Origin of the sequence: uncultured Mobiluncus sp. (assembly GCF_947087965.1) — a bacterium.
Taxonomy (GTDB): Bacteria; Actinomycetota; Actinomycetes; order Actinomycetales; family Actinomycetaceae; genus Mobiluncus.
In genome coordinates, this window is the sequence record NZ_CAMUES010000002.1 from 321,280 (window position 1) to 345,439 (window position 24,160).

A 24,160-nucleotide genomic window follows, 5' to 3' on the forward strand; every position below is an offset into this window, starting at 1 on the left:
AGGCTAGACCGTAAACCTAGCCATTCGCTCGTCCAGGGTCGAGACGGCGTCTTGCACCACGTTCATATGCTCTTGGAACTGCTCGGATTGAGCGTGGGCACTTTGTGAGTGGGACGCTAAGGATTGCGAATGGGTGAACAGTTCATTAGAAAACGAACGCACCTCATCGATGCCGGTATTAGCTTTGGACAAAGCGATTTCTTGACGGTTCACGTCCTGGTTGACGGCCCGCTGCGAGGCACTCAATGCCTCCAGCTGGGTCAACAGAAATTCGATGCGCTGTTCCCCGGCTTCCGCTTGGGTCTGCAATTGGGCGACCTGGCTGATGACCTCACCAGTGGTTTCGGCAGTTTGCGAAGCCAAATCTTTCGCCTGATTGGCGACCACGGCAAAACCGCGCCCGGCTTCCGCACTGCGGGCAGCCTCAATGGTAGCGTTCAGTGCCAGCATATTGGTTTGCTCCGAGATCACAGAAATATCCGTCATCAAAGCCATAATGTTTTCCACCGAGGTTTTCAGCTCGGTTACCGCGGTGTTCAGATTGCGTGCCGCCGCGATACCGTCGGAACGCAAAATTTCATTGCTGGAGGCGATTTCGGACAAATGCGCGATATCCCCCGCCACCGCGATACCGTTGTCTGTCAAAGTTTGCGCCGTTTGTCCCAGTTGCGTCCCGGTCTCAGACAGCCGATTGCTGCTATCTAGAACCCGGTCGTTGCCCGTTTTGACGATCTCGGCCTCGCTGCCGGCGACCGCGGCAAAATTCCGCAATCCGTCCACACCGCTGCGCAGATTGACCACCAAGGAGGATAGGGAAACCATCGCTTCGTTGACTGCCTGCGACAAATCTGCGATTTCGTCTTTGGTATAGATTTGGGCACGGTTCGTAAAATTGCCCGCCGCGGAATCTGCCAGGGTCAGGGATACGGCTTTCACCGAGCGGCGGATTCGAGCTCGCATGGTAAAACCAATGACCGTTCCCAAGATTGCCAAAATCACTATCAAAATGACCTGGATGATGATTTGGGTGAAAATTTCGCGCTGTTGAACCTGGGGTTGGTCTCCCAGAGAGAGGATTCGATTCAACCCCACCAGTAGCAACACCACTGAAAGCGCGGAGAATCCAAAGCTCAAGTAGGCAGTGAGCCGGAACTGTCCGGCGATGGAGACCAGATTTCTGTTCATGACTGTTCCTCCGATTCCCCCAGCTCTCGCAGATTCAATTCACCCGCGTCCTCAACCATCTGGAGGTTGTGAATCATAGCGCGGATGGTAGAAATAATTTCCTCCACCTTGTCAGATTCTGAGTCAATGTTTTGCAGGCTGGTTTGAGACTGGACGGCAGCCTCGGTGATAGTCTCGATCTCCTCGCTCAGGGCGCGACACTGGTCGAGAGCTCCCGCGCAGGCTGCCTCCATCGAGGCCACTACCGCGGCCTGATCAGCCACGGCTTGGGCGGAAACTTGCTGCGAGTCATTAATTTGGTTCAATTTTTCGGAGACGTCGGCAGTCACACCCACAGCCCGGTCACAGCGTTCCTGGATTTCTGCGGAAGCCTCCGTCACCGCCGCCGCCGCGGTGCTGGTTTGCACGGCAAGTTCTTTTATCTGGCCGGCTACGACCGCGAAACCCGCCCCGATTTCCCCGGCTTTCGCCGATTCAATGGTGGCGTTCAAAGCTAACAGGCTGGTTCGCTCTGCGATTTGGGCAATCTGATTCACAGAAACAGAAATGTCCTGACTGTGGGACTGAAATTCTTGAATAATCTGAGAGAGCTCAGCCAAGTCCTCCACTTCGCTGTGTCCAATGGTTAGGGCTTCCTGAGTGTGGCGGGCAATGTCACTGCGGGAGGAGGAAATCTCGGCAGCGGCATCCGCCAGTTGTGCGGCAGACTTGGCGAGCATCCGGGCTTGTGGCATCACCGTGTCGACTTCCTGGCCGACCTTGCCACCGGCCTCTCCCAAGGCATCGACCGCACCGTTCAATCCGGTTTGTTCCTCAGAAACCTGATGGTACACGCTGCGAGTTTCATTCATCAGCTGGCTGAGCGCCAAACGAGTTTCATTCATGACCCGCGCCAAATCGGACAGCTCGTCATTGGTCACTCCCCGCGCCGCAACCGTAAAATCTCCCGCCGCTATCGCCTGGGCACTGCGCCGCACCGAGTTGGCCGCATCGGTAATGGAACGGGAAATGAATCTGATGAGTAACCATGCCCCGGCGGCTCCGGCAGCTACCACAACAATCAGCACCCCAACCACCACGGTAAGGTTCACGCTGAGCTCGCCTTGGGTACTGCTGCCAGCCCTCCTCAACAGGCGAAACAGGACCACCAGAGAAACTAAAAATATCAGCCCCGGAGTTAGCAACACGGCAACCCCACTGACCAGGTTTTTCGCCAAAAGGTTAAACCTGATTCCGCGCAGACGCAGCGCAGTCGGGTTATCGGACATGCGTTAATTCTTACCAGAATTCCCGGAGTTGTTCAGGAATGCCACGAGGTTTTCCGCTGTTTTCAAGCCAAAACCGGGGACTTGGGCAATCTCGGAGGCGCTGGCCTCACGTAAACGCTTGACCGACCCGAACTGTTTGAGCAACGCCTTTTGCCGGGCGGGACCAACTCCCGGGGCAGCATCCAGAATCGAACGGGTCATGGCTTGAGCGCGTTTTTTGCGATGCGCGCTGATGGCAAAACGGTGGGATTCGTCACGCAAATATTGCAGCAGGTACAGGGCTTCGGAGGTTCGCGGGAAGATGACCGGAAAGTCATCGTCTACCCGCCAGACTTCCTCCAATCGCTTTGCCAATCCAACGACAGGAATATCCCACACCCCTACCTCATCCATCGCCGCCCGAGCAGCATGAACTTGGGGCAGTGCTCCGTCCACCACGACCAAATCGGGACGGTAGGAAAACCGCCGCGGTTCTTTTTCCGTTTCCAAGGGGGGTATAGCGCCAGATTGTGCCGTCTGGGGGGAAGGATTCGTCGTTTCGACAAGCTCCGTGCCGCTTGCCGTGGCTAGCGCATCGGTTCCGGGAAGTCCCGCGCCCGGGCTGTTTTCCTCTTGAATGAGGCGTTCAAAGCGCCGGCGCAGCACCTCGTTCATGGCGGTTGTATCGTCGGGGGTACCCGTGCCGTCAGCGCCCCGGATTGAAAACTTCCGGTAAGCGTCTTTGCGGGGGGCGCCGTCCTCAAACACCACCATGGAACCCATCTGAAAGGTTCCTTGCGTGTGAGAAATGTCGTAACACTCAATCCGCAGCGGCGGATCAATGTCGAGTAGGCGTCCCAGCTCATTCAAGGCCAGGTTTCGCTGGGTCAAATCCCGGACTCGCCGAGTCTTGTACAAGCGCAACCCCTCCACCGCGTTGAGCTGCACTCGGGACAAGGCTTCGCGTTTCGCTCCCCGTTGTGGCACCCGAATACTCACCTGAGACCCTCGCAACGCGCTCAACCAGCGCTGCAGTACACCCACATCGGTTGGGGAAACGGAAACCAGAATCTCCTTGGGAATGACGGAAGTATCGAAATGCGCCGTATCGTTGGCGGAGCTGGGACCAACCCGCCGCGGCCGCGCAGCGCTCCCCTCACGAGCAAGGTCTGCCGCCGCTTCTCCATAGATTTGTTCCAAAGCCCGCGCCATCAGGGAGGGCTCGTCCAGGTCCTCTTCCCGCGCGCTCACCCAACCGCGCTGCCCGCGAATTCGCCCCGCCCGCACATAAAAAACCTGGACAGAAACCTGGAGTTCGTCGGCCTCAAGGGCGAACAAGTCCGCGTCCGTGTCGTCGCTGAGCACCGCAGCGTTTTTTTCTAAAACCTTACGCAGCGCCTCCAGCTGGTCTCGTTTCCGGGCCGCGTCCTCAAAGCGATAAGCCTGGGCATCGTCCCACATGGCAGTCTCGATTTCGCGCAAGAACCCGGCATCACGCCCGCTCATGAAGTCGCAGACCTTTTCGGCTAGTTCACGGTGCTGTGCAGCGCTGACGCGGCCGATACACGGCGCGGAGCATCGTCCGATATAACCCAGCAAACATGCCCGGTTAGCGGCTTGAGCCCGGGCAAACACCCCATCAGAGCAGGTCCGCACCGGAAACACGGTTTGCAACAGCTCCAGGGTTTGACGAATTGCCCATACCGCCGTGTAGGGACCAAAGTAACGCACTCCGCGTTGATGCGCGGTACGCAGCACTCCCATGCGCGGATATTCCTGGTTCATCGTCACCGCAAAGTACGGGTAGGACTTATCGTCCTTAAACATCACGTTGAACTTGGGGTCGTGTTCTTTAATCCAGGTGTATTCCAAGGTCAGGGCTTCAACCTCGGAGCCGACCACTACCCAGGACACCGAAGCGGCACTGGCAACCATTTTCGCGGTGCGCGGGTGCAGACGCGCGGGGTCTACGAAGTAAGACGTCAGCCGATTACGCAGATTCTTGGCTTTACCCACATAAATAACCCGGTCGCGGCCGTCGCGCCACCGGTACACCCCCGGTTGCGTGGGAATCTCGGATGCCTTGGGAAAGTCTGGCGCTTTCATGGAAACCTCACGTCGCCGCAAACGAGGTTGCTCGGATTCGGGCTCAGAGTTGCGGCGGTACCACCGGCGATATTCATGAGTCCAACACTTCGGAATTCAACCCAGATTCGGTGTCGGGGATTCCCAGCTCCTCTGCCCGTTTATCAGCCATGGCCAACAGGCGGCGGATTCGGCCCGCCACCGCGTCTTTCGTCAGCTGCGGTTCACTGAGCTGACCTAGTTCTTCCAGTGAAGCCTGCTTGTATTCCAGGCGCAAACGCCCTGCGGAAATGAGATGCGGAGGAATGTCGTCCCCTAGGATTTCAAAAGCCCGGCGCACGCGTGCCCCCGCCAACACGGCTGCCCGGGTGGACCGGCGCATATTGGCATCATCAAAATTCGCCAACCGGTTGACTTCCCCGCGCTTCTCACGCTTTTCACGCTTATCTGCCCACTCATGCAAGGCCGTTTCCGCGCCCATCTGGGTCAGCAAAGCCCTGATTGAGTCGTTTTCCCGCACGGCTACCCGAAACAGTTGACGCACCTCGCGTGACTTGGCGTTCGCCCCCATCCGTCGAGCCATGCCTACCAAGGCGAGGGCCGCCTCAGGGCCGGGCGCCGTCACTTCCAGCGCTGAGGACCGGGTTGGTTCCGTCAGTGAACCGCGAGCTAGGAAAGCTCCCCGCCATGCGGCGACGCAGCCGGATAGGGGCCCGGACACGATTTCCGGGGCTAACCCCCGCACTGGGCGGCCCTGTTTATCCAACAGCCCGGTTTCTTTTGCCAGCTTCTCTGCCCCGGACACGACTCGCACCACGTAGCGATCTGCTTTGCGGATTCCGGTTCCACTGACCACCACCACGGAGGAGTTCGTGTGGTACAGATTCAGCAAAGCCTGCTGCAGCCGTTTCGCGCTATTGGCGTGATCCAACTCCGCTTCCACCACTATGGAGCCGGCCACCAGGTGGATTCCCCCCGCAAACCGCAGCAGCGCAGAAATTTCAGCGCGAAAATCAGCTCGCGACTCGACGCGAACCCCCGCGAGTTCATCTTTCGCGACTGCCGTCAGGGACATAGTTTAACTTCCTCCTGGTTGTGAAAACCGGCATGGTTGAAAGCCGGTCAGTGAGTCCAATCACTATTCTAACTAATGATTGTCGAGCTCTTCGATACTGGACAAATCTCCCCAGTTTCCGCTCATGGCATCTCTGAATGCGGCTGCCAATCGCAAGAAGTCATGACGAGCGGTGCCGTCCCCGACCGAAATTTGGCGCAACATGACCTGACATCCCAGTTCGTTAGCGGCATTTTGCAAGTCGTCGATGTCCGTCACCGAAACGGGATCACCAATCACCACTGAGAGCCGCAGCTCGGGGACAATTCGATGTAAAACCCGCAAATGATCGGGAAGGGTCAGGTCTTGCGTTTCTCCGCGTTGGCGGCTGAGATTCAGCACCAGGGCTTTCCGCGCCGGCGAGTGCACCAGCGCTTCCCGCAAGTCCGCAATCAGCAGATGCGGCATCACCGAGGTGTACCAGGAACCCGGACCCAACACGACCCAATCCGCACTTGCGACCGCCTGCAGAACCTGCGGGGTAACCGGCGCATCGGGAGGATCCAAGCGGATTCCCCGCACCACCCCCGGTGCTTTCGCAATCTTGGATTGTCCGCGTATCGTTTGAATCCGCCCGTCCTCTTCTAAGTCAGCTTCGATAGCCATCGGGACGGTAGACATCGGCAACACCCGGCCTTGCGCATCCAACAACCGAGTCATCCATTCCAGACCCGCGACCGGGTCATCGAGAATCTGCCACAAACCAGCCAGCAACAGGTTGCCCAGGTTGTGTCCGTTCATCTCCCCGTTTGATTTAAACCGAAACTGCAAAATATCGCGCCAGGTCAGACCCCAATCGGATTCATCGCACAACGCCGCCAGCGCCATGCGCAAATCCCCCGGAGGCAGCAGGTCAAACTCTTGACGTAAACGTCCGCTGGAGCCTCCGTCATCGGCCACGGTGACGACTGCAGTGAGATCTGTGGTGAGGTGGCGCAAAGCCGAAAGCGTAGCGTACAGCCCGTGTCCCCCACCAAACGCCACCACTTTCGGGCCGGTCGCGCGTCCGGGCCACACGGAATCTTGGGGAGGCTGAAAATAATGTCCCTGTACATTCATACCTATCTCACCCCCGAGTCATTCCTTGCCGATATCACGATGCACGGTGCGTACCTGGAAACCTTTAGAGCGCAGCAGGTTGGACAGGCGTTCTGCCATCGCCACCGAACGATGCTGCCCCCCGGTACACCCCACGGCAATTGTCACAAACGGCTTTAACTCGTGCAGGTAACCGTTGAGCACCGGGGCCAACGTGTCAACATAATGCTGAGCAAACTCGCTGGCTCCGGGCTGACTCAAGACGTATTTCGCCACCGCTTCATCCCGACCAGTCAAGTGCCGCAGCTCCGTCACCCAGTAAGGATTGGGGAAAAATCTCACATCCACCACGTGATCGGCGTCCATGGGCAGACCGTATTTAAACCCGAAACTCATCACTGTCACGTTCAATCCATTGACGGTTTCCCCGGACACGAGTTCACGAATTCGCCGGGCTAGGTCGTGAACATTCATGTGGGTCGTGTCCACGTAGATATTGGCGCGGTCGCGGATAGGCCCGAGCAGTTCCCGTTCCGAGGCAATTCCGTCCATAATCCGACCTTCACCCTGCAAGGGGTGGGGGCGGCGCACCTGTTCGTAGCGGCGCACCAGCACCGCGTCAGAACAGTCAAGGAACAAAACTTGCAGGTCAACCTGGGCTTCCTGCAAAGCATCCAGGGTAGACATGAATTCCGAAAAGAAACTGCGCGAACGCACATCAACCACCACGGCCAGACGGTGCACGCCATCCCCGCCGGGAGTCATCATGCGCGCCAAAGGACCGAGCATCCGGGGAGGCAGATTGTCCACCACATACCAGTTCAAATCCTCCAAGACCTGAGCGGTTTGGCTGCGTCCGGCCCCGCTCATGCCGGTAATAATCAGCATCTGGGCACGTTCAGTGACATCGCGCACGGACTGGGCATCCAGCTCGGGAATACCCGATGGCACAGTAGGGGTGGGGTCTTCACTCATGTTTCCAGCTTATCGAGTTGTCGAGGGAAGTTCAGGCTTTGCAGATACCCAAATCTAAAGCTCTTCCGCCGCGTCCAGCCATTGCTCCTCAAGTTGTTCGACCTGACGGCGGGCAGTTTGCAACTCTTTTGCCAAATCCGCGAGTTTTTCATAATCGGCAGGATCCGTGTCAGCCAGCTGTGATTCGATTTGGGCCACCTGCGCGGTGGCTTTGGCAATCTTACGTTCCAGGGATTGCAGACGTTTTTGGGTTTCGTAGTCGGCTTTGGAACCGGTTTTTCCATTCACAAGGGGTTTCTGCGACGTCGACGGCTCGTCAGACTTCGGTCGGCTGGTCGGACGTGCCTGTTCGGCCAGCTCCAAGTATTCGTCCACCCCTCCGGGAAGGTGGCGCAAACCGTGTTCAATGACGGCGTATTGATTATCGGTAATCCGTTCGATGAGATATCGATCGTGGGAGACGACCAGCAACGTTCCCGGCCACGCATCCAACACGTCTTCCAGCGCGGTCAAGGTATCGGTATCAATATCGTTGGTGGGCTCGTCCAGAATCATCACATTCGGTTCTTCCAGCAGTAGCAACAAAATCTGCAGACGCCGTTTCTGTCCCCCGCTCAGCGCCCCCACTTTGGCTTGCAGCTGGGAGGAGTTAAACCCCAAACGTTCCAGCATCTGGGCGGGGCTCAGCTCCTTACCTTCCACCTCGAAAGAGCCTTTGAGCTTACCTAACACCTGATAGACACGATAATCCGCAATCTCGCGCAGCGCCCGAAATTCCTGGTCCAAGATACCAATCTGGACTGTCTTGCCTTCGCGACGCCGCCCCCGAGTCGGGGTGAGATCCCCCGCCAGCAAACCGAGTAGGGTCGACTTCCCGGCCCCGTTAGCCCCCAAGATTCCGGCGCGCTCCCCCGGCGCTACCCGCCAGGTCACATCGCGTAAAACCGGATGGGAATCGTCTGGCTCCTCGTAGGAAAAATCCACGTCCACCAGGTCCACAACAATTTTCCCAAGCCTTCCGGTGGCCAGTTTCACCAGCTGCACCGTGTCGCGCACCGGCGGAACATCCTCAATGAGTGCGTTGGCGGCATCGATGCGAAACTTCGGTTTGGAAGTTCGAGCCGGGGCTCCGCGCCGTAGCCAGGCTAACTCTTTGCGTAACAGATTTTGGCGCTTTTCGGCGGCGAGGGCGGCCTGCCGGTCACGTTCCACGCGAGCCAAAATATAGGCCGCGTATCCCCCCTCGAAGGGTTCCACCATACCGTCGTGAACTTCCCAAGTGTCGCGCGACACCGCATCGAGAAACCACCGATCGTGCGTCACCAGCAACAGGGCACCCTCCCGGGCTGACCAGCGGCGATTAAGGTGACGCGCCAGCCAGGCCACCCCTTCCATATCCAGGTGGTTCGTGGGCTCATCCAGTCCGATGACATCCCAGTCGCCAATCAGGAGTTTCGCGAGGGCGAGGCGTCGACGCTGTCCCCCGCTCAGCGCCTCTACCGGCGATTCCCACGCGATGGCAGGCAACAGCCCGTCCAGCACTTCGCGAATCCGCGGGTCACTGAGGACTTCGTGGTGTTTAGAACCTGCCAGCAACACCGTCTCCACCGTGTCGGAGCCGCTCAGAGTGTCCTCCTGTCCCAGCAAGGCGACTCGCAGCCCGTTGCGCCGGGTCACGAGCCCGGAATGCGGCTGCTGAGTTCCAAACAGCACCCGCATCAACGTTGATTTGCCGTCTCCATTGCGCCCGACAATCCCGATACGATCCCCGGCAGAAACCCCGACCGTGACATCGTCAAGCAGCAGCTTGTCCGGGTACTCCACGTGCAGGTTTTGCCCACCCAAAAGGTTACCCAAAACGCCTCACTCCAAAACCTGCCGGCAGACCCCGGCAAAACCGGGCAGACTGCGAAAAAACCGGGAACTACCCTTGTGAAACCACAATATCGGCGTCAGCGGAATCCGTATTGATGACTCCGGTGGAAGCGGCCCGGCGATGGCGGCGGCGCGGCGCGGCGCTCTCCGTGGAGCCGTTGGCGCTGGTGATTTCCAGGCGTGTTTGCGCCCCGTCCAGAGCGAGTTTCTCACTGGCTTTATCCAAGGAGGGCTTTTCGTCGGGTTGTTCCAGAGAGGGCTTTTCCGGGGGTGTTGTCAGTAGTTTCTGCTCCTTGGTTCGCGACGAGTCGGATTGCTCGGGTGCGGGCTCGTGCTCCTCGGAGGCGTGCGCGGCGGTAGCAATTGCCGCCATAGTCTGACGCACTTCCGGATTCGTTTCTTTCACGGATTTAGCGCGAGAGCGGGCACGCTTCGAACTGGAACCAGACGAGGATCCGCGCCGAGGCGAGGGATGGGACACCACGTCTTCCGGGGCTTGCCCGTTGTTCTCGACCGGCACATCGTGAACGATGAAGCCGCGTCCGTCACAGCATTCACACTGGGTCGAAAAGGCTTCTACCAGTCCCTGCCCGACTCGTTTACGAGTCATCTGAACCAAACCTAGGGAGGTCACTTCGGTGACCTGGTGACGAGTCCGGTCACGTCCCAGACATTCCACCAAGCGCCGCAGCACCAAATCCCGGTTCGACTCGATAACCATGTCCACAAAGTCGATGACGACAATGCCTCCAATGTCGCGCAGCCGCAGCTGACGCACGATTTCTTCGGCTGCTTCCAAGTTGTTCTTGGTGACGGTTTCTTCCAGGGTTCCCCCCACACCAATGTAGCGCCCGGTATTGACGTCAATAACCGTCATCGCTTCGGTCCGGTCAATAATCAGGTAACCGCCGCTGGGCAACCACACCTTGCGTTCGAAGCCTTTCGCGAGCTGTTCATCGATGCGGTGGGCTGCAAAAATGTCGTCCTCGCCTTCCCAATGCTTCAGGCGGTCCTTTAACTCTGGAGACAAATCGCGCACATATTTGGAAATGGTCTTCCACGCGTTGTCACCTTGAATAGTCAGAGAGCGGAAGTCCTCATTAAATATGTCACGCACGACTCGCACGGCCAGTTCCGGTTCCCCGTGCAGCAGGACCGGTCCGTTGCGGGTCTTGCGCTGTTTTGTCTCGATTTCTTCCCAAATTCGAGTGAGGCGTTCCACATCAGCGCGCAACTGTTCTTCCGTAGCCCCCTCAGCGGCGGTCCGTACGATGACTCCGTAACCGGCCGGAATCATCGTTTTCAGCAGAGTCTTGAGACGTTTGCGTTCTTCCTCGGGCAGCTTGCGCGAGATTCCGGTCATCGCCCCGCTGGGCACCAACACCAGGTGACGGCCCGCCAGAGTAATCTGAGATGTCAAACGGGCACCTTTATGTCCAATTGGATCCTTTGTGACCTGCACTAAAACCAGGTCGCCGGGGTTGAGCGCGTCCTCGATACGCCCGGTTTTGGCATTCAGACCGGCAGCGTCCCAGTTCACTTCTCCGGCATAGAGAACGGCGTTGCGTCCCTTGCCGATGTCCACGAAAGCTGCCTCCATCGAGGACAACACGTTTTGCACCTTGCCCAGGTAGATATTACCCACGGCCGTCTCTTGGGTGTGCCGCGAAACGTAATGCTCGACCAGCAACCCATCCTCGAGAACGGCAATTTGATTCAAACCGTCGCGCTCGCGCACGACCATTTCTCGCTTCACGTTCTCTCGACGCGCCAGGAATTCTGCTTCCGTGATCGGGGTCCGTTTGCGACTTTCTTTACGCCCCGCCTTACGGCGAATCCGTTTCGCTTCCAGCCGCGTGGAACCGTCCAGTGTCTTGACTCCCTCGCCTTCCCCGCCATCGGAACGAGTCCGGCGCCGCCGCCGACGCGTCGTGCTGTTTTCGTCCTCTGAAGTCGTGTCTTTCTCGGCGGCGGGCATGTTCCCGCTTTCAGACTCATCGTGCGCCGAGGTTTTTTTACGGCTGGAGGTTTTCGAATTGGCCCGAGAGCTCGATGCCGACTCGTTCTTAGTAGAAGAGGACTTCTTTCGGCTGTGGCTTTCCGGCTCAGTTTCGGCGGCAGATTTGGCCTGATTAGAACGGTTATTACGAGTCCGTTTTTCTTCAGCTGGTGCTGCCGGCGCAAAGCTGGACAGGTCCGGAGCCTGGAACAGCAAGCTGGCAGCGGGCAGGGACACTCCCGCGCTCGGCGCACTGACGGCAGACGGCGTTTCTGAAGCCGAGAAAGTCGGACTGGCGTCCTTTACCTTCCTTGAGGATGTATTAACTTTTTGAAAAGTCTGGTCTTTCGTATCTTTAGTCGCGGAGGCACGAGTACGAGTTCGTGCCGTACCGGAATTACGCGAAGTTTTTCTAGTAGCCGCATTTGTTTCGGATTCTGTTGTCTTATTCACTTTAAAGCTCCTGCAAGAGACCGGCTAGCAACCTGCCAGTCTATTTAGTTATCAGTCATCACCAAACGGTGGAAAGTCTATGAGAGATAAGGGATAAACCGGGCTAATGAAACCGTGAGACCGGGCTCACAAAGGATTCCGAGTTGCCGACTTGGGCTGCTCAAGACATCCCTATCTCCGCTCAACATCCTATCGCACAGTCGGATTTTTACCCAGAAAAAAACTTCCGATGAGGCGCGAAATGTACATGTTGGTAAAATTTTAGGGTAGATTTAGGGAGTGGCTCAGGTTCACTTGGCGATTACGCTATGTGACCACGAAGTAAATCTGGTCCTAAATGCAATTTCTATAAATTCTACGGAAAGGCGGAAAAGGTGACCGTCGTCTCAATGGGGCTTGAAAGCCTCGACTTGGCGCGGTGGCAGTTCGGTATTACAACCGTCTACCACTTTATCCTGGTTCCGTTCACCATCGGCATGTCCTTGCTGGTAGCACTGATGGAAACATTGTGGTACCGCACCGGCAAGGAATACTGGCTGAAGGCGACACGGTTCTTTGGAAGGCTGTTTATTGTTAACTTTGCCCTGGGCGTTGCGACCGGTATCGTGCAGGAATTCCAATTCGGCATGGGCTGGTCCGAGTACTCCCGCTTCGTCGGTGATATCTTCGGCGCTCCTCTGGCTTTTGAAGCTCTGCTCTCATTCTTCATGGAGTCCACGTTCCTCGGGGTGTGGATTTTCGGTTGGGGCAAGATCTCCAAGAAAGCTCACGTTGTCGTGTCTTGGCTGGTAATGGTCGGCGTCAACACTTCTATGTTGTGGATTATCGGCGCTAACTCCTGGATGCAGCGCCCGGTTGGTGCGGTCTTTGACCCGGCTACCGGTCGTGCAACTTTGAACGGCGCTACCGCGTTCTTCCAAGTTGTTACCAACTCCACCATGTGGCTCGCTGTGTTCCACGTGGTAACTTCTTCTATCTTGCTGGCCTCCACCATCGTGGCTGGCATTTCTTTGTGGTGGATGGTTCGCGCCGCCAACGCTGGCGGTATCGGCGATACCGAAGCTCGCGAAGTCTGGCGTCCGATTGCCCGCTGGGGCATGACCATCATGTTGGTCGCTGGCGTCTTGACCATCGCTTCGGGTCACCTGCAAGGCCAGCACCTGGTTTACTACCAGCCTGCCAAGATGGCTGCCGCGGAAGGTCTGTGTGCTGGCGAATCCGGTGCCCTGGCTCTGGTAGCTTTCTCGGACTGCCCGCAAGACATCCAAAAGAACGACGACGGTACTTGGCCGTTGACCGAGGTCGGTATCGGTAAGATTCCGGGTCTGCTCGGTTTCGTCGCGCACAACTCGTTCTCTCGTTCCATCGCTGGTATGGCTGACTCCTCCGAGCGTACCCAGACCATGCTGGAGAACGCAGCGGACAAGTTTGGTGATAAGGCTCCGAATATCGACACCGCTAACACTTCCGGGATTAAGGGTGAAACCGGCGTTTACACCTGGGCTCCTTACTCTCCGTCCGTCCTGCTGGTGTTCTGGTCCTTCCGTTTGATGATGGGCCTGGGGTTGTTCTGTGCAGCCTTGGCTCTGGTTGGTCTGTACCAGACTCGCGGCGGCAAGGTTTCCACCTCTAAGGGTCTGAAGCGTCTCGCCCTGATTACGCTGCCGATGCCGTTCCTGTCGGCGTCCTTCGGCTGGATTATGACTGAGTTCGGTCGTCAGCCGTTCATCGTGTACCCGAACCAGGATGCCTTCGGTTCTGACCTCGCGGTTAAGACCGATGCTGCCGGCGTATTCATGCTGACTGGCGATGGTTTGTCTGGTGTAGTCAACCCGCTTGAGTTCTTGATTTCGTTGATTCTGTTCACTTTGGTTTACCTGGTGCTCGGTATCATCTGGTTCAAGCTCATGGTCCGTTACTCCAAAGAGGGCATCAACACCCCGGCCTCCGATGGTGGTCCGAACGCTGCCTCTCAAGACTTGTCGTTCGCATACTAAGGAGGAATTCGGACAATGACTTTTCTGCAAATCCTTTGGTTTATCCTCGTAGCGGTCCTGTGGGCTGGCTATCTCGTCCTGGAAGGCTACGGCTTGGGTACGGGCATGTTGCTGCGTATCATCGGTAAGACCGATGACGAACGCGGTCAGATGGTTCGCGCCATTGGCCCGCACTGGGACGGCAACGAAGTGTGGCTGCTCACCGCTGGTGGCGCGACCTTTGCTTCTTCTCCCGAGTGGTACGCCGTGATGTTCTCCGGTATGTACATCGCTCTGTTCCTGGTTCTGCTGTGCCTGATTGGCCGTATCGCGGCTATCGAATGGCGTAACAAGGTTGACACGCCGCAGTGGCGTGGCCGCTGGGACACCATCCAGACCATCTCTGCTTGGCTGGTTCCAGTTCTGCTGGGTGTGGCCTTCGGCAACCTCGTGGCTGGCATGAAGATTATCGTGGCCGACCCCAAGACCCCGTTCGTCGAGGTCGGTCCCGAGAACGTCGACATCGCCAACGCTGGTATGTCTCAGATTCACTCCTTCATCGGTTTGGGCGAGTTCCCCTTCAGCCAGCTGCTGAGCTTGCTGATTGGCGGTTCCGGCTTCGCGATTCTGGGCGGTTTGGTGATTGCCTCCCTGTCCTTGGTCCAAGGCGCCAACTTCTTGGCTCTTAAGACCGACGGAGCTGTTCAGGAACGCGCGGTCGCGTTTGCCCCGTGGTTGGGTCTCATCTCGACCATCCTGACCGCAATCTTTGCGGTGTGGGGCACCTTCGTCTTCAAGGGCGCTGGTTTCATCTTCTCGCTGATCTTCCTGGTCCTCGCGGCAGTCTGCCTCATTGTCAGCCTGCTCTTCGCGTTCAAGGGTGCTTCGGCAAAGGCTTTCACCTTCAACTCCGTTGCGATTGCAATGTGTGTTGCTTGGGTGTTCGCCATGCTCTTCCCCAACGTGATGAAGTCCTCGATTGATCCAGCCTATTCGCTGACTATCGCTCAGTCTGCGGCTTCCGCCAGTACCCAGATTGTGATGACCGTAGCGGCCATCATTCTGGTCCCAATCGTGTTGGGCTACACCATCTGGTCTGTCTACATGTTCCGCGCTCGTATCAGCGTGGCACCTGCGGGCGGCCTGGAGCCTGACAAGATTCGCGAAGGCGCGAACTTCCTGGTTGGCTAAATAAAGCGACGACGGTCTGAAACCGTTGCGGGCGGGTCACTACGGTGGCCCGCCCGCACCAGTTTAACCAGGGCTTTTAATCCCCGTAGCAGTCCCGCTTTGTGGAGTTTTTTTCTAAAATGTGGAAAGCTGAGGGGGTGAAACCAATGGATCCTCGACTGCTAAAGTACGCTAAATCTGCGCGCGGATACATCATCTTTATCACTGTTTTTGGTTTTCTTTCAGCAGTTTTCATCATCGCTCAAGATTGGCTCATCTCTAAAGCTGCGACTCCGGTCATCATGGAACATCAGCCTTTGTCTTTCATCGTTCCCACTCTCGTCGTGTTGGTTTTAGTTCTTTTGGGCAGAGGGCTGTCCCTGCTGATTCGGCAATGGTTTGCGCACCGGGCAGCAACGGGAGCTATCCGAGAAATCCGAGAGAAAGTCCTGACCCATGCCACCAAGCTCGGCCCCCGCTGGCAGACCCAACACGGTCAAGACACCGTAACCACGGTCGTGCGCGCTTTGAAAGACCTCGACGCTTACTTCGTCTTTTTCCTCCCCCAGCTTTTACTCTCGGTGACGGTTACTCCCCTGACGTTGTTGGTAATCGTCTACCTCGACTGGATTAGTGCCATTTTCGTACTGGCAACTATCCCGCTCATCCCCCTGTTCATGATTCTCATCGGAATTTTGACCCAGGAATATTCCGACAAACGCCTAGCTTCCATGAAACGCATGGGAGGACAGCTGGTGGACCTCTTGGCTGGCCTGGCTACCCTAAAATCCTTGGGACGCGAGCAAGACCCGGCCAAGCAGGTGAAACGGGTCGGCTATGAATATTCCCGTTCCACAATGCAAACGTTGCGCGTCGCGTTCATGAGCGGCGGTGCTCTGGAATTCCTGACCACCCTGTGTGTGGCTCTGGTCGCGGTCGAAGTTGGGATACGCCTGTTGAATAACCAACTCGACCTGTTCACCGGGCTGCTGGTCATCATGCTGACCCCGGAGGTCTTTAGCCCGCTACGTGAAGTCGGCAAGCAATTCCACGCCTCCTCCGACGGTGTCACCGCCGCAGAAGCTGCATTTGCCATCCTTGAGGAACCACTGCCGACAACCGGGAACCTCGCGGCTCCTGACCTCACGAAAGCCACCATCCAGTTGCGTGACGTAGGCGTGAAGGCTCGTGGTATGTGGGCCCCCGCCAGCCTCACAGCCAGCCTCGAACCAGGAAAAATTTACGCCCTGACCGGCGCCAGCGGTTCCGGAAAAACGACCACGGCCATGAGCCTCCTGGGACTGCAAACCGTGGACCAGGGAGAGCTAACGGTGAGCGGACCTGGGGGCGACGTGCCGCTACACGACATCGACCCGGCCTCGTGGTGGGAACAATGCGCCTGGGTTCCCCAAAATCCCGCCATCCTGCCCGGAACAGTGCTGGAAAACTTGGGCGAATCCGGAGAGAACCCCAGCCCCGCCCTTATGGAAGCCAGCCGCATCACTCACTTCGATACGGTGGTGCAGGGGCTGCCAGACGGTTGGCTGACTCAACTCGGCGCCGGGGGTTTGGGCCTGTCTGTCGGTCAGCGGCAACGCTTGGCACTGACCCGCACCCTGACCCAAAAGGCACAGTTTATCGTGCTGGACGAGCCGACCGCGCACCTGGATGCAAACCTGGAAACCCAGGTTATTGCCGGGATTAAAGCCTTGAAAGCCCAAGGGAAAACGGTGGTTGTCATCGCCCACCGCCAAGCCGTGCTAAATGTCGCCGACGTGTCCATTCCGGTCGACACCAGGATTTTCACCGCTGTCGAGGCAGAACAGGAAGCCCGGGCGGCAGCAGACGCGAAACCAAAGCCACGGGAGCGCAAACGTAAACCGGATGGGCGTGAGGATTTACCCCCGCTCATTTTGAACCTGGATTTTGCTGATAACGAGGTGCGCGCATGAGTAGCGACAAGTCAACTTTCCCCGTCGAGCTTATGGAATCAGCTCCGGGATTCTCCGGTTCCACCATGAAAAACACCGCGTTTATTTCTCGCGAAGAGCTGCGTAACCTGCGCTTGACCTACCGGATGATGCGCCTGAATCGCACCAATATGGCGCTGGCTATCCTCCTGGGTGTCTCGACATTAGCCTGCGCCATCGGGTTGTCGGTGGTGGCGGCATGGCTCATTGCCCGTGCAGCTCAGATTGACGCCCTGTGGATGGACTTGGCAGTTGCAGCCGTAGCCGTGCGTTTCTTTGGAATTGGCCGGGCGCTATTCCGCTATCTGGAGCGCCTAGCGTCTCACAAGGTCGCCCTGTTGGGGGTTGCCGATTTGCGTCACACGGTTTACCGTATTCTGGCAGGTCGTCCCGCAAAAAACATCGCGGCCTTGCGGCGCGGGGAAATCCTGGCCCGTACAGGTGGCGATGTCGATTCGGTCGGAGACTTTGTGGTGAAGTCCGTCCTTCCCGGAATGGTTACGGCCATCACCGCTATCGCCACCGTTATTCTGTTCTGGTTTCTGGCTCCCCTGGCGGCACTCACGCTGCTGATCTGCCTGCTGATGGCGGGAGTGGTAGGGCCTTTGCTGACGATTCGTTCCGCCCGCATCGCTGAGCTGGCTTCCCAACAGGCCCAGATTGAGCTGACCGCCAGCGCCCAAAACCTGATGATGAATGCCAGCGAACTGGCGGTTTCCGGACGTTTGCAGGCCGCGCAAGACCACCTGAACCAGGTCGAACAAGTCATTCAAAGCCTGAAAGACAAGGCCGCTCGTCCCTCTGCCATCGCCGCCTTTATTGACAATATTTCGATGGGGGCAGCAGTCCTGTGCGGTTTCCTAATCGGCACTCCCCTGGTTGTTAGCGGCCAGCTGTGGGACGTGAACCTGGCGATTTTGGTGCTGGCCCCCCTGGCGGCTTTTGAAGGGACCTCCCAACTAGCTGCCGCCGCGGTACAGCTGGTGTCCTCCGGTGCTGCCGCCACCCGGCTGGTGGATTTGATGGGCGGAGCTGACTACGTCGAAGCCGCCCTGAAGCAGATTTACGCAGCAGACGCCGCCCCAAACAGCAATGCGGCCCCGAAAGCGGCAGTCAACGTGGAGGGACGCAGCACGGAAATCCCCTCAACGACCGAAGTTGAGGCTCACCTGGTGGCCAAAGACCTGGAGATTGGGTGGCCCGGCGGGCCGATTATTGCCAGCGGGATTGACCTGGAGCTACGCCCCGGCAAGGCTTTGGCAATTGTGGGGCGCTCTGGAATCGGCAAATCCACGCTGCTTTACACCCTGGCAGGTTTGATTCCACCGCGAGGCGGTAGCCTGACGTTGGGAGGATTCGACATCACCGCGCTGCCGCGACCCATCTTGAGTGAAAAAATCGTCATGACCGCGGAGGACGCCCATATTTTCGCCACCACCGCCCTGGAGAACATTCGGGTTGCGCGAGCCAATGTGGGGAGCGTGGAGGCGGAAAAGCTGCTGCAAGAGGCAGGAATGGGGCCGTGGCTCCAGGCCGCCCCGGATGGCCTGGATACCCAGCTCGGCATGGACGGGGCCGCGTTGAGCGGCGGGGAACGCCGACGCATCCTGTTAGCGCGAGCTTTAGCAACCCCGGCGCAGCTCCTCGCCCTGGACGAACCCGGCGAGCACCTGGACGGAGCTCTGGCCGACCAACTCGTGTCTGACCTATTGGCGACCGGCAAGAGCGGGGAACGCGGCGTGCTGCTGGTCACGCATCGGCTCAGCGCCTTGGACGGAGCCGACGAAGTCATAGTTCTTGGTAAGCTGGATAGCGAAAACGATGAGGGCGTGACCCATATCACCGCTCGCGGAACGCACGCCAGTTTGGTCGACACCAACCCCACCTACCGTTGGAACCTAGAACAGGAGAAGAGCTACGTCTGAGCGAGTCAGCCCCAAGGTCAATAAATATTTGGGGGAAAGCCACGCTGTTTTGCGTGAAAAAATCAATGCGCTGAACTTGGAGCTCGAAACTTTGCAGCGGTGGAACCACATGAGCCAGAGCATCACCACGGCGCTGCTGGAAGATACCGATGAGGAAGAAGCGCTGTCCCTCATCGCCTCCTCCGTGCGCAGGGTGGCAGAAGCCGATACGACCCTGATTGTGCTGCCCAGTTTAGGTGGAAAATACATCTGTGAAATTGCTGACGGCGAGGCTGGCGAACAGATGATTGGTTTGGAATTTCCTCCCGAAGGACGCGCCCAGTCGGTCATTCGCAACAATGTCGGTATCATCGTGGAATCTATGGAACGCGCGAACTTACTGCGGGTTCCCGAACTGTCCATTTTTGGGCCGGCTCTCTATGCCCCCATGAGCGAGCGCGGAGCCGCCGGCGGGGTCATTATCCTGTTTCGTAACCCCGGCAGCCCCGAATTTACCGTCTCAGATTTGCGAGCCGCCGAGAACTTCGCAGCCCAAGCCACTTTGGCGCTGCGTCTGTCTGGCGTGCGGCAGTCCGAGGACCGCGCGGAACTGCTGGAAGAACGCCAGCGCATCGCCCGCGACCTGCACGACCTGGCTATACAACAGCTATTTGCGACCTCCCTGCACCTTGAAGCCTTAAAAGAGGACCTCAGCGATCAGGAACTCACAGCTCAAACAATTCGCACCACCCTGGATGAAGCGCTGCGTTCGGTGGGTGACTCGGTGGGGGAAATCCGCCGGATTGTCAGCGAGTTGAAAGATCAAGACACCGCGGAACCGGAGCTGTTGGGCGGATTGCGGATGGAGGCTTCGCTGTCTCGGCGTTCCCTCGGATTTGCGCCGTCGCTCATTGTGCGCGTAGACGATGAAGTTTGCACCCTGGACAATATGGAACGACTGGAGGAACGGCTGCGCCGGAAGCTGCCGGAATCCCTCATCTCGGATGTTTTAGCAGTCGTGCGTGAGGGCCTGACGAACGTGGCTCGCCACGCTCACGCGACCGAGGTGCGTCTGGAAGTCGATATTTGGTTCAATCCTGAGTTGATTCCTCCCCGATGCGCCCTTACCGACGCGAGCGTACCCACACCAACCCAGCCCAACGGACTGCTGCGAGTGGAAATTCAAGACGACGGGTGCGGGATTGATTCCAAGATAGACCATCATTCAGGCTTGGCTAATATGACCGCGCGCGCCACGATTCACCTGGGGATGATGCGCATCGGAAAACGCCCTGACGGTGCCAGCGGAACCCTTTTGACGTGGTGTATCCCACTTAATTAACTAGGGACTAAAGCCGCGTGCCGGGCAGATTCACAGTTCCGAACGCGGAGAGTTCTTGCGCCACTCGGCGGAACGCTGCGAAGCAACCCATGCCGCCACCTGGGTACGCCGCTGCAAACCCATTTTCGACAGCAGTGCGGTAATGTGGTTTTTCACGGTCTTTTCGGCCACACCCAGAGTGTCTCCAATTTCTCGGTTAGACAGGCCATCGCCGATTAATCCCAGGATTTTCTTTTCAGTGGGGGTCAAGTGTTCGGTAGGGTCGCTGCGGTTAGCGCTGGTGCGGGTCACGGTACGTTCATCAAGCAGGGTGCGCCCCGCCGCCACGGCCTTGATGACGTTCGTAATTTCCACGCCTGCCACGGTTTTCAACAGATAAGCGGCCGCTCTCACTTCCAGGGATTCTGCCAACGCTTCGTCATCGTCAAAAGAGGTCAGCACAATCATGCGCGCGTTTGGTGTCAATACTCGCAGCTGGCGAATCAAATCGATGCCGGTGCCGTCGGGCAGTTGCAGGTCCACCAAAACCACGTTCGGGTTGGCCAACTCGGCCCTCGACAGGGCTTCGGCAACCGAACCAGCTTCGGCGACGACCTGCAAACCTGGAGCTCTGTCCACAATCTCGGCGATTCCACGGCGTACAATCTCGTGGTCGTCAACAATCATGACGCGAATCTCCGACAGCTCAGTCATCTTTGGTCCTTCCTAACGCTTTCGCTGGCAGCGTGGGCAGAACACGCTGGAGCGACCGTCAATAGTCATCTTATCGAGCCGGGTCCCGCAGCGGCGGCAATTTTGGCCGCCCCGACCGTAAACCTGCAACTCTTTCGCGAATTCACCAGGGTTACCCCAAGAATTCACGTACAGGCGGTCAAATGAAGTACCTCCGAAATGCAAAGCCTGCTCCATCACCGCCCCCACGGCACTCAGTAATTCCCGTAGTTTCCTCTCGCTGAGTGACCGGCCGGGCGTAGCGGGATGTATCCGGGCCGCAAACAGGCCTTCATCTGCGTAAATATTACCAATACCGGAGATGATGCTCTGATCTAATAGCTTGGTTTTTATAGCTCGGGCACTGGCGCGAGTTTTTTTCACGAACTCCGTTGTGTCGCGGCTCGGATCCAGCACATCGCGGGCAATGTGTTCCACGCCCTGCGGCAACAGCGGTTCCGGGGCCCCCGTTCCTCCGGGGGCACCATCCGCGGTGAGGCGCAGTGGCCTGAGTTCGACATGTCCAAAGGTACGTTGGTCGCAAAATATCAGGTCTTTCCCGTTGTCAAGGGTGAAGCGGAGGCGCTCATGGGTGAAGGAACGAGCCTCCCCCTGACGTTGCTGGGCGGTTTGCGCTGGAGTGGCTGAGCTGGCCGAGTGCTGAACTGTGCCTCCGGATTCGACCCGCAGCTGACCCGACATGCCCAGGTGTATCACGAGCGCAAGCGAACCTTCTACACTGGTGACATCTGTCGCCAGGGGAAACCACAAAAACTTTCCGCGCCGTACTGCCGCCCCCAGACGCGCTCCCTCCAGCCCCGCGCGCAACCCGGCGATTCCTTCCTGCTGGTTACGCAAAGTCCGCTCATGGGTGGGGTCGCTGACGCTCAGGATCCGCGCACCCACCACGGTTTGTTCCAGATTCCGGCGAATCGTCTCCACTTCGGGAAGCTCAGGCATCCGCCACCTGATCCCCGAAACGGTCTTGCAGCGCCTCAAAAGCGGCCTCGGCAGCGCTATGTTCGGCGGATTTCTTGGAAGTGCCCTGACCTTCGCCCAGGACCTCACCCTCCAAGCGAATTTCGGCTCTGAATACACGGGCGTGATCCGGGCCGCTGCCCTGCACCGTGTACTCCGGTTCGCCCAGCGAGTTAGCGGCGGCAAACTCGCTCAGATGGGTCTTCCAATCCATTCCGACCGCCCGGCGCGGCGCGTTACGCAAGTATCGCCGCAGGTGACGCTCTATGGTAACGCGTGTCGATTCCAAACCTGAAGTGAGGTAGGACGCGCCAATCAGGGCCTCTAAAGTGTCGGACAAAATGGAGTCCTTTTCCCGACCTCCCTGACGGTCCTCGCCGATTCCCAGCAGGACGTAATCGCCCAGGCGCAGCCGTCGCGCAACTTCTGCCAGCGGGGTTTGACTGACGGTGGCGGCGCGCATCGGAGCTAACTCCCCCTCGGGAACATCGGGAAAGTTGCGGAACAGGTACTCGGTGACCACGATTTGCAACACCGCGTCCCCTAAAAATTCCAGTCTTTCATTTGTGCCGGCCGAGCCGGTTTTCCCGTGTTCGTGTGCAAAAGACCGGTGGGTCATCGCGACCACCAAAAGTTCTTTATCGACCGGCTGCCCCCAGTCGGCAAGTAAACGTTCCAAGGTGGCTCTGGGTTGACCCGGTTCTCCGATTTTGTCTGTGTTTGGTGAGGACTGGTTCACGAGGTTTCGTCCCCTCCAGCTTCCTGAGCTCGCAGCTCATTGGCTAAATCCCCCAGCACGGCCCAGCGCGGATCCAAGACTTCGTGATGGTGATCGGGGGGCAAATCCGCAAACTTTTCCCCGCAATCCGGGCATAACCCCCGGCAGTCGGGGTTGCACAGCGGCAAAGTCTCCATGCCCAGCACCAGGGCATCGCGTAGCACCGGCTCGAGGTCAACCTCATCGTCGGCGCTCACTTCGAGGATGTCCTCCCATTCCTCGTCACCCTCCTGGCGGGCAGCTTCGCGAGCGCCAGGAAAGAAGAACATCTGGGTTTCGTTGACTTCTACTGTCCCCGGAACCGGGTCTAAACAGCGCGAACATTGGGCATCTGTCGGTACCGTACCCCGCAGGTTGACCAAAATTCCCTCGTGCAGGGACTGCAAACTGACCTCGAAACTGCCTTCATCCTCCTGCAGGGTCACGACTCCGTTCGTCCAGGTGTCCGGCAGTGGCAACAGGTAATCGTGCAGTTCGAGTGTCTTTCCGGGATTGCCTGGCAGGGAGGTTAACGCAATGCGGTAGTCAGACCCGGCATCCTGATTGTCTAACCGAGCCGACTTTTTCCCGGCATCATGCGCTTTGGTACCGCTAGTCATGTTTGGCCTCCGGGGTTTCCGCCTCCGGTTGGGGCAAATCATCGGGGTTAAACCGGGCGCGTTCACTCAAGACTCGCCTTCCTGCCGCGGACTGTTCCTTTAGCTTGTCCAGAGTTTCTTCCAGCGCCGTCAGCTTTTCCTCACAATAGCGGTCAGCTCCCGCAGTCAGGTCGGTCGCCTGACGAGTCGCGGCCTCAATTATCATCTCGGCGCGTTCCTTGGCCATAACGACGATGCGTTCCTGGTTGACCAGTTCGTCAGCCCGCGCGTGAGCATCGGCTTGGATTCGTTCTGAAGTGGAATTGGCTTGCGCTAAGGCGGCTTCAGCCTCTTCCTGGGCACGTGCGATGACCGCATTGGCTCCGGCCACAATCTGGTTCGCGATGCGAATATCGGTAGGCATCGCCTCGCGCGCTGATTCCAGCAAAGAGAGAGCCTGGGCTTTATTAACCAGCACGGATGAACTCATGGGCAGGGAGCGCGCCTGGGCAATTAAGGCTTCCATCTGGGCTAATACATCCAACAGCTCCGAGCCCTTGTAATCCTGGGCGTTCAGTGCGGCCACCATTTGCTCTGAGGTTAAGGCTTCGGGCTCTACAAATTCTGCTTTGTCGGCTTGGTCCGTCGCTGTCGAGTCCGAATCTGGACCGGGGGTCGTGGAGGTCGCCTGCCCGTGATCGGGTTCATCTGAACTGTCCTCAGCAGTGGCAGGTAAATCCGCTGATTCCATCATTTGGTCGTCCCTGTTTTCCTCGCTCATT

At 58.0% G+C, this 24,160-nt stretch carries 18 protein-coding genes; 5 read left to right on the forward strand and 13 right to left on the reverse strand.

The window, feature by feature from the left end; all coding sequences use genetic code 11:
- Nucleotides 1-3: 3 nt before the first annotated feature.
- The 8 genes from Q0V70_RS03455 to Q0V70_RS03490 all read right to left on the reverse strand — a co-directional run bounded on the left by Q0V70_RS03455 (nucleotide 4) and on the right by Q0V70_RS03490 (nucleotide 11,371).
- Entirely contained in the window at nucleotides 4-1,185 is a 1,182-nt protein-coding gene (locus Q0V70_RS03455) for a methyl-accepting chemotaxis protein (RefSeq protein ID WP_297588383.1), read from the reverse strand.
- Nucleotides 1,182-2,453, reverse strand: a complete 1,272-nt coding sequence (locus tag Q0V70_RS03460) for a methyl-accepting chemotaxis protein (protein ID WP_297588386.1) — start codon at nucleotides 2,451-2,453, stop codon at nucleotides 1,182-1,184. The genes Q0V70_RS03455 and Q0V70_RS03460 overlap by 4 nt, the downstream gene beginning before the upstream one ends.
- Nucleotides 2,454-2,456: 3 nt before the next feature.
- On the reverse strand, nucleotides 2,457-4,538 hold the full coding sequence (uvrC, locus tag Q0V70_RS03465) for an excinuclease ABC subunit UvrC (protein ID WP_297588389.1): 2,082 nt from the start codon (nucleotides 4,536-4,538) through the stop codon (nucleotides 2,457-2,459).
- A 73-nt stretch (nucleotides 4,539-4,611) separates the two neighbouring features.
- Complete coding sequence (gene whiA, locus Q0V70_RS03470) at nucleotides 4,612-5,592, reverse strand: DNA-binding protein WhiA (protein WP_297588393.1); 981 nt, start codon at nucleotides 5,590-5,592, stop codon at nucleotides 4,612-4,614.
- A gap of 72 nt (nucleotides 5,593-5,664) precedes the next feature.
- Nucleotides 5,665-6,690 (reverse strand): uridine diphosphate-N-acetylglucosamine-binding protein YvcK, encoded by a 1,026-nt coding sequence (gene yvcK / locus Q0V70_RS03475; RefSeq protein ID WP_297588396.1) that lies wholly within the window; start codon nucleotides 6,688-6,690, stop codon nucleotides 5,665-5,667.
- Between the two features lie 18 nt (nucleotides 6,691-6,708).
- Nucleotides 6,709-7,644, reverse strand: coding sequence for an RNase adapter RapZ (gene rapZ / locus Q0V70_RS03480; RefSeq protein ID WP_297588398.1), 936 nt, complete (start codon nucleotides 7,642-7,644; stop codon nucleotides 6,709-6,711).
- A gap of 54 nt (nucleotides 7,645-7,698) precedes the next feature.
- Nucleotides 7,699-9,501 carry an ABC-F family ATP-binding cassette domain-containing protein gene (locus tag Q0V70_RS03485; RefSeq protein WP_297588401.1) on the reverse strand — a complete coding sequence of 601 codons (1,803 nt, stop codon included), beginning with the start codon at nucleotides 9,499-9,501 and terminating at the stop codon, nucleotides 7,699-7,701.
- 67 nt (nucleotides 9,502-9,568) lie between these two features.
- Nucleotides 9,569-11,371 (reverse strand): Rne/Rng family ribonuclease, encoded by a 1,803-nt coding sequence (locus tag Q0V70_RS03490; RefSeq protein WP_297588616.1) that lies wholly within the window; start codon nucleotides 11,369-11,371, stop codon nucleotides 9,569-9,571.
- Nucleotides 11,372-12,360: 989 nt separating this feature from the next.
- On the opposite strand from Q0V70_RS03490, the gene Q0V70_RS03495 reads away from it, so the two are divergent.
- The 5 genes from Q0V70_RS03495 to Q0V70_RS03515 all read left to right on the forward strand — a co-directional run bounded on the left by Q0V70_RS03495 (nucleotide 12,361) and on the right by Q0V70_RS03515 (nucleotide 20,333).
- A complete protein-coding gene (locus Q0V70_RS03495; RefSeq protein ID WP_297588403.1) occupies nucleotides 12,361-13,968 on the forward strand; it encodes a cytochrome ubiquinol oxidase subunit I in 1,608 nt (535 codons plus the stop codon).
- Nucleotides 13,969-13,983: 15 nt separating this feature from the next.
- Nucleotides 13,984-15,138, forward strand: a complete 1,155-nt coding sequence (gene cydB, locus Q0V70_RS03500; RefSeq protein WP_297588406.1) for a cytochrome d ubiquinol oxidase subunit II — start codon at nucleotides 13,984-13,986, stop codon at nucleotides 15,136-15,138.
- A gap of 146 nt (nucleotides 15,139-15,284) precedes the next feature.
- Entirely contained in the window at nucleotides 15,285-17,069 is a 1,785-nt protein-coding gene (cydD, locus tag Q0V70_RS03505) for a thiol reductant ABC exporter subunit CydD (RefSeq protein WP_297588620.1), read from the forward strand.
- Nucleotides 17,066-19,012, forward strand: a complete 1,947-nt coding sequence (gene cydC / locus Q0V70_RS03510) for a thiol reductant ABC exporter subunit CydC (RefSeq protein ID WP_297588409.1) — start codon at nucleotides 17,066-17,068, stop codon at nucleotides 19,010-19,012. The genes cydD and cydC overlap by 4 nt, the downstream gene beginning before the upstream one ends.
- Before the next feature lie 49 nt (nucleotides 19,013-19,061).
- Nucleotides 19,062-20,333, forward strand: a complete 1,272-nt coding sequence (locus Q0V70_RS03515; RefSeq protein ID WP_297588412.1) for a histidine kinase — start codon at nucleotides 19,062-19,064, stop codon at nucleotides 20,331-20,333.
- A gap of 30 nt (nucleotides 20,334-20,363) precedes the next feature.
- Here Q0V70_RS03515 and Q0V70_RS03520 read toward each other — a convergent pair whose 3' ends face one another.
- From Q0V70_RS03520 to Q0V70_RS03540, 5 genes are read right to left on the reverse strand one after another with little or no spacing between them, the layout of a single operon-like run.
- The gene (locus Q0V70_RS03520) at nucleotides 20,364-21,026 is read right to left on the reverse strand and encodes a response regulator transcription factor (protein ID WP_297588415.1); all 663 of its coding nucleotides are present in this window, start codon (nucleotides 21,024-21,026) and stop codon (nucleotides 20,364-20,366) included.
- A 12-nt stretch (nucleotides 21,027-21,038) separates the two neighbouring features.
- Complete coding sequence (gene mutM / locus Q0V70_RS03525) at nucleotides 21,039-22,004, reverse strand: bifunctional DNA-formamidopyrimidine glycosylase/DNA-(apurinic or apyrimidinic site) lyase (protein WP_297588417.1); 966 nt, start codon at nucleotides 22,002-22,004, stop codon at nucleotides 21,039-21,041.
- Nucleotides 21,997-22,761, reverse strand: coding sequence for a ribonuclease III (gene rnc, locus Q0V70_RS03530; RefSeq protein ID WP_297588418.1), 765 nt, complete (start codon nucleotides 22,759-22,761; stop codon nucleotides 21,997-21,999). Before rnc ends, mutM begins: the two co-directional genes overlap by 8 nt.
- Nucleotides 22,758-23,399, reverse strand: a complete 642-nt coding sequence (locus Q0V70_RS03535) for a DUF177 domain-containing protein (protein ID WP_297588421.1) — start codon at nucleotides 23,397-23,399, stop codon at nucleotides 22,758-22,760. The genes rnc and Q0V70_RS03535 overlap by 4 nt, the downstream gene beginning before the upstream one ends.
- Nucleotides 23,392-24,159 (reverse strand): hypothetical protein, encoded by a 768-nt coding sequence (locus tag Q0V70_RS03540; protein WP_297588423.1) that lies wholly within the window; start codon nucleotides 24,157-24,159, stop codon nucleotides 23,392-23,394. The genes Q0V70_RS03535 and Q0V70_RS03540 overlap by 8 nt, the downstream gene beginning before the upstream one ends.
- Nucleotide 24,160: the final 1 nt, after the last annotated feature.